Genomic DNA, 14,781 nt, shown 5'->3' with positions numbered 1-14,781 from the left:
GGACCCGCAGTCGACGGGATCGTTCAACGCGGCCTTGACCACAGCGGCGAGCGCCGCGCGATGACGGCGGAGTACAGCCATACCGATCCGCTTCCCGGTGCGACCTGGATCGCCGCGGTAAACGGACGGTTGCTGCTCGCCAGCTCCACCGGCGGGCATACGCTCGTGCGGGTGGAGCTGCCATGCCTACGACATCTGCCCGGCGATCGCGGCGAAGCTCCACGTCACCGAGGCGGCGATCGGCACAGCACGCCGGCAACATCCTGATCAAGCTCAACCTGCCGCCGGGTGGTCCTCACCTATCTGCACACCGAGCCGTCCCGCCGCGTGTCCTGACGAGCCCCCGGAGGCGGGTGGTGGTTGATCGGCTGGAAGTGGCGATCCTCATCGGTCTGCAGGCGTCGGGCAAGACGACGTTCTGCCGCCGCATCCTGGCCGACAATCATGTGGTGGTCAGCAAGGACGCCTTTCCGAATGCCCGCCACCGTCAACGTCGTCAGATGCGTATGGTCAACGAGGCCCTGGCTGCGCGACGGTCCGTCGTGGTGGACAACACCAATCCGTCACCTCGGGAGTGGCAACCGCTGATCGGGGCTGCCCGCGCCCACGGTGCCCTGACGGTCGGGTACTGGTTTCCGCCCGATCTCCCAGCGGTGCTCGTCCGCAACTCCACGCGGGAGAACCGAGCCCGGGTGCCGGACGTTGGACTGTACGACACGCTCAAGCGGCTGCAATGCCCTCGACAGACCGACGGCTTCGACCGGTTGTACGAAGTCCGGTTCGACGGCAGGGGCGGGTTCCAGGTAGAGCCGATGGAAGATTGACAGCCGTGCATGGAGAGGTTCGAGGCCCGGTTCTGCGACCTGATGGCGGTCACCGCCCAACGCTGCTGACGCGTGCTCGGTCAGCGCAGCCCGGCGAACAGGTCGTCCTCGGGCGTCGGCGCATCGGTGATGTCGCGGACCCGGACGAAGGTCTCCACGCCCATCAGCTCGGTGAACCGGTCCTGGCCAAGTTGCAGGAAGAAGATGTTCTCGGCCTGACTGGCGTGCGCAGCCAACGATTCGAACTTCTGCCCGCCGTAACCGCTCGTGTCCACCCAGGTGGTGATCTCGTCGTCGGGCAGGCCGAGCTGCGGCATCTCCTCCGACGGGCCGTCCGGCTCGGGAAACTCGACGCCGATCTCCTTCATGACGCGGCCGAACTCCTGAAACGCACTACGCGGCACGGTGGTCCAGTACACCTTCGCGGGGATGTCCGTCCGCTCGACGGCGGCCATGGTGATGCGGTGCGCCTGGATGTGGTCCGGATGGCCGTAGAAGCCGTTTTCGTCATAGGTGACGACGACGTCGGGCCGATAGCGCCGGATCAACTCGGTCAGCCGGTCGGCCGCCTCCGCCACCGGCGTGTTCCAGAACGCGCCGGGCGCGCCGTTGGTCGCCCAACCCATCATCCCGGAGTCGGCATAGTCGAGCGTCTCCAGATGCGTGACCTTCAACGCCTCGCAACTGGCCGCCAACTCGGCCCGGCGCATCGCCACCACGGCCTCCGGGTCGTGCCCCGGGTCGCCTGGCTTGACCCCGCCGGGCCCGTCGCCGCACCGCCCGTCCGTGCAGGTCACGAGCACCGTCGTGATCCCCTCCGCCGCGTACCGGGCGAGGATGCCGCCGGTGCTGGTCGCCTCGTCGTCGGGGTGCGCGTGCACCGCCATCAAGGTCAGAGATCGCTCAGCCACCCCACCACAATACGAGGCACGTCCGACGCACTAGCATTGCCGCGGTCCGGGACGGCTGCTGAAACGAGGCGAGATGCGTTGGCTCCGGCAGTTGCTGGGTAGCAGGCGGGTCCAGCTCGATCCGGGGCGGCAGCAGGCGCTGCTGCGGGACGTCCGGCACCGGTACGGCGCCCGCTCGCAGGTCGGGTTTCCGGAACAGGTCGAGGCGATCACCCGGATGCTGAACGACGACGACGGACTGGTGGTGGCGGCCCGGATCGTGACCGAGGCCGCCGACGAGGCCCACGCGGACCTACAGGCCCAGGCCCACGACGTACACCGACGGACGGGCCGGCGGCTCCTGGTGCACCGCCGAAACTACCGGCCGCTGTGGAAGGAGGCCGGACCGGCGCTGCGGTGGCCCCTGTTCGCGCTGCCGAGCGGCTTCCACCCGTACGTGCAGGTGGCCGCCGCCGTCGCGGTGGTCGGCAGCCGGGCGCCCCGGCTCGGCCGGGTGTCCGACCCGAACCCGCTCCTGACCCGCGTGTTCGAGGTGCTCGACCTCACCACCGCCGGCTGGGAGTACGGCCGGGTGCGGGTGGACACCGATGCCGCAGCCCTGGCCGATCGACTGATCTCGACCGCCGGGCAGATCCTCGCGGCCATCGACGACCCGCCCCGGCTGCCGCCTCCGGTACGCGAGCTGATGCGCCGCAACAGCACCCTCGACGTTCACGAGCCGACCGGTCCCCGCGTGGTCGGCGGAATCAATCTGGGCGCGAGGATGCGGGAGACTTTCCTGGTCTGAGACACCGCGGCGGGCCTGACCGGGGTCCACGGGTACACCGCCGGGTCTTCTGTGACCAACGGCTGGCGCAGCCGGGCGTGCGAGCGTCGCCCCGGTCACCTCGGCGGCTGCCGCAGCGCGAAAGCACCGTGATCAGCGAGGTCGCCGCTTCCGATTCTTGAGCGGGCAGGCAAACACCAGCAGCGCGTGCGCCGCCAGCACCGCCAGGTAACCAGCCGCCGACCTCAGCAGAATGGTGCCGTTGCCGGGCGAGGCGACCATCGCCCCGAACACCGCCGCGACCGCCAGCGCGAAGACCGGCACCGTCCACCACGGCTCGCGGGTCCGGTAGCGGGGCACCAGCGCCACCAGCAGCACCGTGCCGGCGACCGCGGCCCACACCACCAGCGCGATCAGCGGACCGACTCCCTGCGAGTAGGCCCGACCCCAGACGCTCATCTTCGTGTCGTACACGTTGAGCCAGGCGCCCAACTCCAGATAGCGCACCGGCGCGTAGTTGAAATCCCGGGGCGGGCTGTCCACGCCGGCGTACGGCAGCGCCAGGAAGCCGAGCACCAGGAGCACCGCCACGATGCCGAGGACCAGACACCGTACGACCAGCGACCCGACCGGAAGCTTCGCGGGCGGCTGCCCCGGCGCGGGGCCCGGCGCACCGGACACCCCCGGCGGCTGCCGCCCCGAGGGATCCGGATACCAACCCGGCCGCGGCCCGCCCGCGGCACCATCCCCGCCACCTCGCACAGAGGAAACCTTGCCACGATCAACCGCGCCGGTGAAGGGGTGAGTCAGGGCAGGCCGCGTCAGGAGATCCTCCAGACCGTCACCGACAGCGGGGGGTGCCCCTCCAGCACCTCGTACGTCGCGTCGGGCGAGGTCACCAGCGCCTGGCGCGCACCTGCTGGACCCCGGCACCGGACAGCCGGGCGTACACGGTGATGATGCTCGTGCGGGGCTCCACGGTTACAGTTGCAGGGCGGCGCCGAGCGCGGCCAGGTACGCCCCGGCCTGCGCCCCGTTGACCAGCCGGTGGTCGTAGGCCAGCCCGAGGTCCGCCATCATCCGCTCCCGCACCTCACCTCCGACGTCCAGCACGACCTCGCGGTGCACGTCGGGCACCGAGAGGGCACAGGTGACGCCGGGCGGGATGATCGGCTGGGCGTAGATCACGCCGGGGGTGTTGTTGAGCGCAACCAGGAAGTTCATCCCGGCCATGTCGTCCTCGCGCAGCCGGTTGCGCAGCGCCTTCATCCGCAGCTCGACCACGGTGTCGGCGAGGTCGCCCAGGTCCAGCTTCGCCGCGTCGCGGATCACCGGCAGGAACAGCCCGGTGCCGACGTCCACGGTGAGCCCGACCGACGGCTGTGCCGCGTCGATGACTCGGCCGTCCCCGGTGAGCTGGGCGTAGAGGGCAGGGAACTGCTCGTGCAACGTGGCCACGGCAGCGATGACAACCTCGGTCAGGCTGACATCGGCGCCGGTCTCGTCGGCGGCCCGGCGAGCGTACGCGAGGGCGGCGGTCACGTCGACCCGCACGGCGGTGAAGGCGACCGGGATCTCCCGGTGTGAGGCCGCCACCACGTCGGCGATGCGGCGTTGCGACGGTGGCAGCGGCCGCCCCGGCAGCGCCGGTTGCGCCACCACGGACGGCTCAGCGGCCGGGGGCGCCGCAGCAGGGAAGGCACCGGCGGACAGGATGTAGCCGATGGTCGAGCCCGGGACGCAGTCGGCCCCGGCGGCGAGGTCCTGGCGCAGGACGCCCGCGTGCGTCGCTGCCAGTTCCTCGATCGCCTTGGAGGTCTCGACCGCCGCGATCACCTGTCCGATCTCGACGGTGGCACCGGCCGGGACCAGCCACTCCAGCAGCACATAGCTGTCGTCGTTGTTGTTGAGCTTGGGTACGCTCACCGCGACGCCCTGCTCCGCCGCCTGTGCCACAACCGTCCCGGGCGTTTCCCATGGCGGCGCAGCCCGATCGTGACTCGCCGCTCCCGAGGCGGCAGACTCGCCAGTGGAGCGGTGCATGATCCGTTCCAGAATCGTGTCCGCGCTGAGCAGGACCGCCCGTTCCAGGTGCGGTGCCGACGGAATGATGGTGGCGGCCGAGCTGACCAGCTCGATCGGCCGACGCAGCAATGGCCACGCGGCGGCATAGAGCCGGGTGGCGACCTCGCTCCCCCAGGTGCCGCCAGCCGTGCTCTCCTCGGCGACGATCACGCCGTCCGCACCGTCGAGCAGGCCGAGCACACCGTCGACATCGAAGGGGTAGAGCCGGGCTGGGACCAGCACCTCGACATTGCGCCCCTGCTCCCAGGCCTTCCTGGCGGCGGCGATCGCCCGGTTGGCGACCCCGCCGGGCGCGATGACCAGCGTCGGCGCGGCGGCGGCACCCGGGTCGTAGACGCGGGCCCAGTTGCGGTCCGCGCCCAGCAGCTCGAAGGCGAGTCGCTCGTCGACGCGGTTGTCCACGTACCTCCGCTGGGTGTAAAGGATCTTGTCCTCGAACAGCATGGACGGTTCGCCGCGGCGCAGCGCGGCGGCGAGCACGTCGGCCGCGTCGTGCAGTGGCGACAGCTCGAAGAGCGCGAGGTGCGGGATGCCGATGAAGTGCTTCTGCACGCTCTGGCTGTGCGTCGGGCCGTAGCCCCGCCCACCGCCGACGGGGCAGCGGATCACGACCCGCATCGGGGTGGGCTCGCCGTACATGGCGACGGATTTGGTGAGGAAGTTGATGATCTGGTCGAAGGCGAGGCCGACGAAGTCGCCGAACATGATCTCGACGATGACCGTGTCACCGCAGAGCGCCAGGCCACCCGCGACGCCGGTGATGCCGTTCTCGCTCAACGGCGTCGACAGCACCCGGTCCGGGTAGGCCGTCGACAGGCCCTGGGTGACCTTGAAAGCGCCGCCGTAAGGGTCGACGACATCCTCGCCCAGCAGCCAGGCCCGCTCGTCGGCGGCGAACAGCTCGTGCAGGGCGCGGTTGAGGTGCTGGCTCATTCGTTCGGCGCGCGTCACGCCACGCCTCCGCTCACCAGGGGCCGGGCCAGCACCGCGGCCGAGATCTCCGCGACCCGCTGCCGGGCCTGCGCGTCAGCGGCCGAAAACTGCGGCGGGTACGCGGCCGCGTACCGCTCCAGCCAGTCGAGGTGGCGCAGCCGGCGAATCTCGTCGGCCGGGCGGGAGTCGTCACCCTTGCTGTGCGGACCGAGCCGGACCGTGTGCTGCACCAGCACATGCGGCTGCCGAGTGGCGCGGACCCGCTCGATGTGCGGCGCGGCGGCGGCACGCACCTCGTTGAGGTCCAACGAATCCGACTCGCTGAAGGTGATCCCGAACCCGGCGACCCGGCCGCCGATGGTCCCGGCCAGCTGCTCGGTGGTCGGGGTGGACTGGGCGATCCGGTTGTGCTCGACCACGACCAGCAGCGGCACCCGCCACAGCTGCGCCATGTTGAGCGCCTCGTAGACCGCGCCTTCGCCCCAGGTGCCGTCACCGATGTAGGTCACCACGATCCCGTCCTGCCCGGTGCGGTTGAGGTGCAGCCCCACGCCGACCGCGGCGGGCAGGCTCTCCCCCTGCACGCCGGTGGACAGGAACCGTTCCCGGCGCAGGTGCTGGCTGCCACCGCGCCCACGGCACACCCCGCCCTCCCGGCCGAGCAGTTCCGCCAGCAGGCCGTCCGGGTCAGCGCAGTGGGCCAGGTAGTGCCCGTGCCCCCGGTGGTTGCTGAACACGAAATCCCCGGTCAGCAGCGGGGCCAGCGCGACCGGGACGTATTCCTGGCCGAGGCAGGTGTGCGTGGTGCCGCTGAGGTGGCCGTCCGCGTACAGGCGGAGCAGTTCCTCCTCGAAGCGGCGGATGAACAGCCCGGTGCCGAGGTCGGCGTCGCTGAGCGGAGACGGCGCGCCGAACGTCATTCGTCGACCCCCCGCCGCGCGAGCAACTCGCGCAGGTCCGCCACCGACCTAATCGCCCGGATCTCCCGTGGCGTGATCGCGACCCCGTACGCGTCCTCGACCGCCGCGACGATTTGGAGGTGACGCAAACTCACCCAGGCCGCTGTGGTCGCGGGACCGGTCTGCGCGTCGACCTGATCGACCGGCAACTCCAGCACGTCGGCGACGAGCCGCACCAGGCGACTGGACATCCAGTGTCCCTTCCCAGAACGGATACCAGGCGCAGCGGCGGCGCGCTGTCAAAACCGATCGGGCGATCGATGCTTATACCTCGAGGATGGTACAGGCCCAGTGCATGCCCCGGCCCAGCGAGATCAGCGCGACCCGGTCGCCCTCGCGCAGTTCACCGGCGGCGAGCAGGCGGCTCAGCCCGAACAGCTGGTCCGCCGCACCGAGATGCCCGTGCTCGGCCGCCAGTTCCCGGTTGGTGCGCGCCAGCGGCACCCCGTGCGCCTGCGCCAGGGACGCCATGGACCGCTCGTTGTCGCTGACCAGGATCAGGCGCGCCAGATCGGCGACCTTGACGTCCGCCCGCTGGCAGGCCCGCTCGGTGACCCGCACGGCCCGCTCGTCGAGGTCCCGGGCGAACTGCTCGAACTGCTCGGCGTCGTAGTCGAAGAACTCCATCACGTTCCACACATCGCGTGCGGCAGGCGGCTCGGCACCCGGGCCGAAGGGTGCCGCCGCGCCGCCCACGTCGAGCCGGTACAACGCGGCGTAGCGGCCGTCGCTGGCGGCCTCCGTGGCGAGCCAGCGCAGCCGGGAATGCCCGCGCCGGGCCACCGTGGCGACCGCGCCGTCGGAGAAGACCATCGGCTGGGTGTCCATCCGGTTCCAGTACGCCTCACAGGTCCGGTTAGCGGCCACCACCAGGGCGTTGGCGTACCGCGGGTGGGTGGCGAACTTGCCCGCGACAGTGTCGAAGCTGAGCACACCCGTCGTACACGCCTGAGTGAGCAGCACCGCTTCGGCGTTGACCGCGCCGAGCCGGTGCGCCAGGTCGGTGGCGGCGTCCCAGTAGAGGTACTCGGTGAGGTCGGTGGTGGCCAGCACCAGCAGGTCCACCTCCGCGGCGGCGAGCGTGGCGGCGTCGAGGGCCTGGCGGGCGGCCCGCTCGGCGAGGTCGGTCAGGCCAACCTCCGGCGTGCTGCGGTGCACCTGGCGGTAGCCGTACCCGAGGACGCGGTTCACGTCGTCGGTGTACTGCCCCACCACGTCCGCCACCGGTACCGGATCGCCGAGCGCCTCGCCAAACGACACCAGACCGAAGCTCAACATCGCCCGTCCCACCGCAGACCCATGGATGCATACCATTGCCGGATGCCCCCAGAGCATCTCACGCCCCTGGCCGGAACCCCGTGGCACGTGTGGCGTTCAGCGCTGCTGCGGTCGGCCGGATTCCCGGTGGCCGGGATGCAGCGGTTCGCCGCGCCCGCGCTCGCGGCGGCCGCCGACAGCTATCTCACCGGCGTCTCCGGCGCGGCCGCTTTCGAGGCCGCGTTCGACGCCGCCGCGACGGATCTCGGCCGGGCCGTCTACGACATCGCCTGCGACGACATGTTCCGCACTGCGCTGGCCTGGCAGAATCCGGCCGTCCTGCTCGCGGTCGACGCGATCCGGCGCGACGGCCCGCACGCCCCACGCAATCTGCGCCGACGGCACCGCGAGGAGGTCATCGCGAAATACTGGCAGCGTTACTGTCTCAAGAACGACACCGTCGGGTTCTTCGGTCCCATCTGCTGGACGGAACTGGGCGGCCCCGGTCCCGTCGCCACGGTGCGCCCGGGTGCGGCTCTGACGCGTACCCGCCGGGTTTTTCTGGAGCGGTGGGCGCTGGACGCGCTCGGCGAGGCCTTCGCCCGCGCGGAGGGCGTGCGGGACTGGCTGCCGGTGCGGCTGGCGCCCCAGCTGACGCTGCGGGACGGGGTGCTGCTGCATCCGCACCGCGCGCCGCAGGCGCTGCCGGCGGCGACGGCCGCGCTGCTCGCTCTGGCGCAGCAGCGATCGCGCGTCGCGGACCTCGCCTCCGCGCTGGTCGCCGACCCGGCGAGCGGGTTCCGCCGCGCCGCCGACGTGTACGCGCAGCTCGACGAACTCGCCGAGCGCGGCGTGCTGCGGATCGGGTTCGACCTGCCGATCGACCTCACCGCCGAGGATGTGCTGCGCGAGCAGCTCGCCGCGATCGGCGAGGACGTGGTCCGCGAACGGGTGCTCGGTGAGCTGGCCACCATCAACGCACTGCGCGACGCGGTGGCCGCCGCCGCCGGCCCGGACGCCCTGGCGGCAGCCATGTCCGCACTGGAGCGCACGTTCGTCGAGTTGACCGGCCAGGCCGCGCGGCAACACCCGGGCGAGGTGTACGCCGGGCGCACTCTGTGCCACCTGGAAACCGTGCGCGACCTGGACATCAGCTTCGGTGACACGCTGCTGGAGCGGCTTGCTGCGCTGGAGCCGCTGCTGCTGTCGGCCCGGTGGCTGACGGCAGCGATCGGCGACGCGTACGCCGAAGCGTTGGCCGCCCTCTACCGCGACCTGTCGGCCGATTCGGCCATTGCGGACGTTCCCCTGTCCGACCTGTGGTTCCTGGCTCAGGCGGTCGTGTTCGGGGCAAACCCGCCCGGCGCCGCTGTCACCGCGGATTTCCTGGCCCGGTGGGCGAAGGTGCTCGGCCTGGCCGACGCCGACGCCGACGCCCGGGAGCTGCGGTTCGGCGCCGCCGAGCTGACCGAGCGGGTCGCCGCGGCGTTCCCGGCCACCGCGCCCGGCTGGGCCGCCGCCCGGATTCACAGCCCCGACGTGCATCTGTGCGCCCCGGACGAGGCGGCCCTGCTGCGGGGAGACTTCACCGTCGTGCTCGGCGAACTGCACGTGGCGCTGGCCGCGTTCGACACGCACTTTTTCGCGTACGGGCACCCGGAGCCGCAGCGGTTGCGGGACGGCATGCGGGCCGACCTGCCCGAGGGCCGGGTGCGGCTGCTGGCCCCGGTGGACTGGCCGCGGCACACGGCCCGCATCGCGGAATGGCTGCACGGACCCGCGGACGCGCAGCTCGGTTTCGTCAGCGCCCCCGGCGCGGACCCGGACCGCCTCGTGCCGATCACCGGCCTCACCGTGCGGCCCGACGCCGACGGCAGCCTGCGGGTGCACGCGGGCGACGGACGGCAGTGGCCGCTGCTGGAGGTGTTCGCGCCGCTCTTCGACTACCAGGTGCTCGACACGTGGAAGCTGGCCGGGAACGTCGGGCACACCCCGCGGATCATCGTCGACGACCTCGTGCTGGTCCGCGAGACCTGGCGCACCACGGTCGGCGACACCGGGCTGCACAGGGTGAAGGGCGAGCGGGAGCGCTACCTCGCGGTGCGGCGCTGGCGGCTCGCCCTCGGCCTGCCCGAGCAGATCTTCGTCCGGGTCGACACCGAGCTCAAACCCAGCTTCGTCGACCTGACCAGTGGCGTCTACACCCGGCTGCTATGCACCCTGCTGCGCGGCGCGCACGCCAAGGGCGGCGACGGGGTCGGGCTGACCATCACCGAGTTGCTGCCCGGCCCGGGCGACGCCTGGCTGACCGACGCGGCCGGCCAGGTGTACGCCTCGGAACTGCGGCTACAGATCGTCGACCCAGCCGCGGCGCAGGTGCGGTAGCCATTCGGTCGCATCCGCCGGAGCGTCGGGGGTCTCGGTGTCGAACAGGCGCAACCGGCGCTGGCCGTAGGCGCCCAGCGACACCACGGCCAGGGCCAGCCCGGACACGACGAACGCGAACCCGAGCCCTCGGCCGGCGCCGGTCCCGATCAGGGCACCGACGCTGTCGGCCAGGGCGCCGCCCGGAGCGAACATCGGCTCCAGCACCGACCCGCTCAGCGGCACCAGTACCGCGAAGCCCAGCGGCAACGTCGCCCAGGTCAGCGTCTGGATGATCGCCAGCACCCGGCCGTGGAACCGCTGCGGCACCTTCACCTGGATGATCGACAGGTAGATGCCGTTGTGCAGGCCCAGGCCCAGGCCCACGCCGAAGCTGCCGAGCGCGACCAGCACTAGGTTCGGGCGTACGCCGCTGAGCACCAGGCTGATCGCGACCCCGAACGCGATCGCGATCAGGGCGGGCATCCGGCGCCTGGTCGGGCCACCCCAGGCCGCGATCGCGAGTCCGCCCAGGACAGCGCCCAGGGCCTCGGCGAACGCGACCGTGCCGACCTGGCCCATCGTGCCGAACGCGAGCACCATCGGCGGCACCAGCAGCAGGCTGGCCAGGCACAGGTTGTAGAGGGAGAAGAAGCCCAGCATGGCCCGGAATCCCGGCTCCGCCCACGCCATCCGGGCCCCGCCGATCAGCTCGGCCAGGAACGGCTCCTTGCGGCGGCGGCCGAGCAGCTTGGGAAACTTCACCACGGCGAGCACGCTCATCGCGACCGCGTAGCTCACGATGTCGATCAGCAGTACGCCGGTCAGGTCGATCGCCGCGAGCAGGCCCGCCGCCAGCAGCGGCACCGCCAGCGAGCTGAGCCCCACGGCCAGCTGGGCGATACCGTTGGCGTGCCCCAGGTAGCGCTTCGGCATGACCTGCGGGATCGCGGCCAGGTAGGTGATGCGCTGGAACACCGACGCCGCGCCGAGCACACAGACCAGGGTGTAGACGGCGGCCAGCCCCAGCTGATCGGTCCACAGCAGCGTGGCCAGCAGCGCCTCCGCCGTCACCGCGGCCGCGCACGCGGCGAGCAGGACCTTGCGCCGGTCGAACCGGTCCGCGACGGCACCCGCGACCGGCAGCGCCAGCAGTGCCGGGAGGTAGGCGATCACCCCGGACAGGCCGAACGACAGCATCGACCCGGTGGTCAGGTAGACCCAGACGGGTACGGCCCACTGGGTCAGCGCCGAGCCGGTGGCCGAGATCAGCTGGCTGGCGGTGAGCGCCAGGAACCGGCGTACGCCGGGCTGCACGCCGGCACCGGCGGTGCCGGGGTCGGCGCTGGTGGCGGCCAGTTCCCAGGCGTCACCGGCGAGCCGGTCCGCGGTGGCCGGCGCGGCCGAGGGCTCGGTCAGACGGAGGTGGGTCTGGGTGACCACCTCGGCGAGCGCCTTGGCCCGCTGCTTGATGAAGTAGTGCCCGGCCTGGTCGAGGACCACCAGCGCGGTGGATTCGCCGAGGAAGCCCCACTCGCGGTAGCGCTCCTCGTAGTACTCGGTGAGCATGTCGTGGGTACCGACGACGGAGATCACCGGCGCGGCCACCTGGACCGGCTCAGCCTCCAGCCACTCGGTGAACTTCTCCTGGGCCTCGGCGGCCTCCCGCCGCACGTGGTGGACGAACCGGTCGACCTGCGCCTGGTCCAGGTCGGCCAGCTCGGCGCCGATCGAGCGTAGGAACGTCTCGTAACGCCGGTCCGCGCCACGGGAATCGACCCAGTCGACCAGGCGGCCGAGCATGTTGTCCGGCCGGGCCGTCGGGAACACGCCGCCCGCGTAGATCGCTTCGATCGGGCGGCCCTGCTCGTGCAGCCGCCGGGCGATACCGGTCAGCAGGGCGCCGCCGACGCAGTGGCCGTACAGGACCAGCGGGCCGTCCACCCGGTCCTGGATCTCGGCCACGCACCGGTCGACCAGCTCACCGAACGGCAGCTCCGTGTCGCTGACCCCGACGTCATGTCCGGGGACCGCCACCGAGAACAGCGTGTGCCCGGGCGGCAGCTCGTCCGCGAGCGGCTGGTAGATGCTGGCCAGCCCGCCACCATAGGGTACGCACACGTAGGACCGCACCCGCTGCCCCGCCGGGACCGGCTTGGTCAGTTCGTAGAGCAGCGGCCGCCGGCGCTCCTGGTCGGCCGGGCCGTCGATCAGCGCGGCCAGCCCCTGCACGGTGGGGTGCTGGAACACGTCCATCACACCGACGTCGATGTGCCCGTACGCGTCGCGCAGCTTGGCCAGCATCCGGATCGCCAGCAGCGAATGCCCGCCCAGTTCGAAGAAGTCGTCGTCGAGCCCGACGTCCTCGACCCCCAGCACGTCCTGCCAGGCGGCGGCGATGGCCTGCTCGACCGGGGTGACCGGGGGCCGGCGCACGGCGGCGCGGCTGCCGTCGTGCACGGGTGCGGGCAGCGCGGCGGTGTCCAGCTTTCCGTTGGCAGACAGGGGCCGCGCGTCCAGCGGCACGAACGCCGACGGCACCATGTATTCCGGCAGCTGCCGCTTCAGCGCCTCCCGCAGCGCGGCCTGGTCCAGGGCCTCGGTCCCGGCTGCCAGCGTCACGTACGCCACCAGGCGCTGTTCGGCGGGCGTGGCACCGCGTACGGCGACGGCGGCGGAGCCGATGCCCGGCTGCTCGCGCAGCACGGCGGCGATCTCCCCCAGCTCGATCCGCAGGCCACGCAATTTCACCTGGTCATCGATGCGGCCGAGGAACTCCAGCGTGCCGTCGGTCCGCCAGCGGGCCAGGTCACCCGTGGCGTAGAGCCGCCCGCCGGTGTCGTCGAACGGGTCGGCGACGAACGTGCGGGCGGTGAGTTCGGGGCGGTGCAGGTAGCCCCGGGCCACCTGCACCCCGCCGAGGTGGAGCTGCCCGGGGACGCCGACCGGCACCGGCTGCAGCGCCTGGTCGAGCACGTAGGTGCGGACGTTACGGATGGGCCCGCCGATCGGCACCCGGGTGACCCCGGCCAGCGCGGTGGGCGTACACGCCCAGGCGGTGACGTCGATCGCGGCCTCGGTGGGCCCGTAGAGGTTGTGCAGCGCGGCGGCCGGGAGGGCGGCCACGGTCTGGCGGGCGAGTTCGAGCGGCAGTTCCTCGCCGCTGCACACGATCCGCCGCAGCGACCCGCACCGGGCGAGGTCGGCGGGACCGGCCGTGGCCAGGAAGGCGTCCAGCATCGACGGGACGAAGTGGACGGTGGTGACCCGCTCCCGCTCGATCAGATCCCGCAGGTACGCCGGGTCGCGGTGTCCACCCGGCTGGGCCAGCACCAGCCGCGCACCCACGATGAGCGGCCAGAACACCTCCCACACCGACACGTCGAAGCCGATCGGCGTCTTGTGCAGTACGGCGTCGTCCGGTCCGAGCCCGAAGGCGTCCTGCATCCAGTCGAGCCGGTTGACGATGCCGGCGTGCTCGTTGATCACGCCCTTCGGTCGCCCGGTGGACCCTGACGTGTAGATCAGGTACGCCGCGTTGCCCGGCCCAGCGGCTGTGCCCGCAGCGGTCTCGGGCTGGTCCGGACCGGTTAGCGGCAGCACCACGCCCGGTACCGCCAGCCCCTCCGGCACCTCGTCGGCCAGCAGCACCCCGGCACCGGCATCCGCGAGCATGTGGGCCAGCCGCTGCGCCGGATAATCCGGATCCAACGGCAGGTACGCCGCACCGGCCCGGTGAATGCCGAGCAGCCCGGCGACCAGGCGGCTGGAGCGCGGCTCGTGGATGGCGACGATCGACTCAGGCCCCACGCCGTGCGCGATCAGCCGCCGCGCCACCTGCTCGGCGGCGGCGGACAACTCGGCGTAGGTCAGCCGGGTGCCGCCGTCGACCAGCGCGACCGCGTCCGGCGTGCGCCGGGCCTGGCTGTCGAACAGCTCCGCCAGGGTGGTCTGGCGCACCGGTGCGTCGGTGGCGTTCCAGCCCGTCACGACCTGGGCGCGCTCGGCGTCCGACATGATCGGCAGCGCGCCCACCCTGGTCCGCGGCGCCGCGGCAGCGGCCGCGAGCAGCAGCAGGTAGCGGTCCGCGAACGCCTCCATGGTGGCGGCGTCGAACAGTGCGGTGTTGTACTCCAGCCGCAGTTCGTCCCCGGCGATCTCCAGCGACAGGTCGTCCATGGCGCCGCCGAACGCCTCACCGCGGCCGGTCGGCAGATGGTGGAACGTGACCTGATACAGCGGCGGTACGCCGGGGTCGCGCCGCACCGCCAGGTCCTCGACGAGCTTCTGGAACGGCATGTCCTGGTGGTCCCACGCGTCGAGCACGACGTGGCGCACCCGGCGGACCAGGGTCAGGAACGGCGGATCACCGGAGACGTCGACCCGCAGCACCAGCATGTTCATGAACATGCCCAGCAGCGGCTCCAACTCGGCACGGTCGCGGCCCACCACCGGCATGCCGACCACGATGTCGTCGCTGCCCGACAGCCGGTGCAGCAGCGCGACATAGGCCGCCAGCTGCACCATGAACGGGGTCGCGGCTGCCTGCTGGGACAGCTCGGGTAGCGCCTGCGCCACGCCTTCGGGCAGGGTGCGGCGTACGTCGCTGCCGCTGAACGTGCGAGTCGACGGGCGCGGATGGTCGGTGGTCAGCGCGTGCACGGCGGGCAGGCCGGTCAGCG

At 71.9% G+C, this 14,781-nt stretch carries 10 protein-coding genes; 3 read left to right on the top strand and 7 right to left on the bottom strand.

The genetic code is table 11. The features are described 5' to 3' along the window. Positions 1-356 precede the first annotated feature (356 nt). Entirely contained in the window at positions 357-824 is a 468-nt protein-coding gene (locus tag ONA70_RS17260) for an ATP-binding protein (RefSeq protein WP_265007464.1), read from the top strand. 80 nt (positions 825-904) lie between these two features. On the opposite strand, the gene ONA70_RS17255 is transcribed toward ONA70_RS17260, so the two are convergent. Continuing rightward, positions 905-1,735: a PIG-L family deacetylase gene (locus ONA70_RS17255; RefSeq protein WP_265007463.1), complete on the bottom strand. Its 831-nt coding sequence runs from the start codon at positions 1,733-1,735 to the stop codon at positions 905-907. Between the two features lie 73 nt (positions 1,736-1,808). Between ONA70_RS17255 and ONA70_RS17250 the strand changes: the two genes are divergently transcribed. After that, positions 1,809-2,522 carry a hypothetical protein gene (locus tag ONA70_RS17250; protein ID WP_265007462.1) on the top strand — a complete coding sequence of 238 codons (714 nt, stop codon included), beginning with the start codon at positions 1,809-1,811 and terminating at the stop codon, positions 2,520-2,522. A gap of 132 nt (positions 2,523-2,654) precedes the next feature. Here ONA70_RS17250 and ONA70_RS17245 read toward each other — a convergent pair whose 3' ends face one another. The 5 genes from ONA70_RS17245 to ONA70_RS17225 all read right to left on the bottom strand — a co-directional run bounded on the left by ONA70_RS17245 (position 2,655) and on the right by ONA70_RS17225 (position 7,756). Next, on the bottom strand, positions 2,655-3,182 hold the full coding sequence (locus tag ONA70_RS17245; protein ID WP_265007461.1) for a hypothetical protein: 528 nt from the start codon (positions 3,180-3,182) through the stop codon (positions 2,655-2,657). Positions 3,183-3,482: 300 nt separating this feature from the next. Beyond that, the gene (locus tag ONA70_RS17240) at positions 3,483-5,537 is read right to left on the bottom strand and encodes a 2-oxo acid dehydrogenase subunit E2 (protein WP_265007460.1); all 2,055 of its coding nucleotides are present in this window, start codon (positions 5,535-5,537) and stop codon (positions 3,483-3,485) included. Then, positions 5,534-6,439, bottom strand: a complete 906-nt coding sequence (locus tag ONA70_RS17235) for a thiamine pyrophosphate-dependent dehydrogenase E1 component subunit alpha (RefSeq protein ID WP_265007459.1) — start codon at positions 6,437-6,439, stop codon at positions 5,534-5,536. The genes ONA70_RS17240 and ONA70_RS17235 overlap by 4 nt, the downstream gene beginning before the upstream one ends. After that, positions 6,436-6,669: an acyl carrier protein gene (locus tag ONA70_RS17230; protein WP_265007458.1), complete on the bottom strand. Its 234-nt coding sequence runs from the start codon at positions 6,667-6,669 to the stop codon at positions 6,436-6,438. The genes ONA70_RS17235 and ONA70_RS17230 overlap by 4 nt, the downstream gene beginning before the upstream one ends. Positions 6,670-6,742: 73 nt before the next feature. Then, the gene (locus ONA70_RS17225; RefSeq protein ID WP_265007457.1) at positions 6,743-7,756 is read right to left on the bottom strand and encodes a 3-oxoacyl-ACP synthase III family protein; all 1,014 of its coding nucleotides are present in this window, start codon (positions 7,754-7,756) and stop codon (positions 6,743-6,745) included. A gap of 42 nt (positions 7,757-7,798) precedes the next feature. Here ONA70_RS17225 and ONA70_RS17220 point away from each other — a divergent pair, with 42 nt between their 5' ends. Next, positions 7,799-10,120, top strand: a complete 2,322-nt coding sequence (locus tag ONA70_RS17220; RefSeq protein WP_265007456.1) for a lantibiotic dehydratase family protein — start codon at positions 7,799-7,801, stop codon at positions 10,118-10,120. On the opposite strand, the gene ONA70_RS17215 is transcribed toward ONA70_RS17220, so the two are convergent. After that, a partial coding sequence (locus ONA70_RS17215) for a non-ribosomal peptide synthetase/MFS transporter (protein ID WP_265007455.1) occupies positions 10,082-14,781 on the bottom strand: 4,700 nt, incomplete at its 5' end. The two genes, ONA70_RS17220 and ONA70_RS17215, sit on opposite strands and share 39 nt — an antisense overlap.

The sequence above is a fragment of the Micromonospora yasonensis genome (assembly GCF_026013475.1).
Classification (GTDB): domain Bacteria; phylum Actinomycetota; class Actinomycetes; order Mycobacteriales; family Micromonosporaceae; genus Micromonospora; species Micromonospora yasonensis.
Note: the sequence above shows the minus strand (reverse complement) of the source record. Positions and strands in the feature narration are given on the sequence as shown.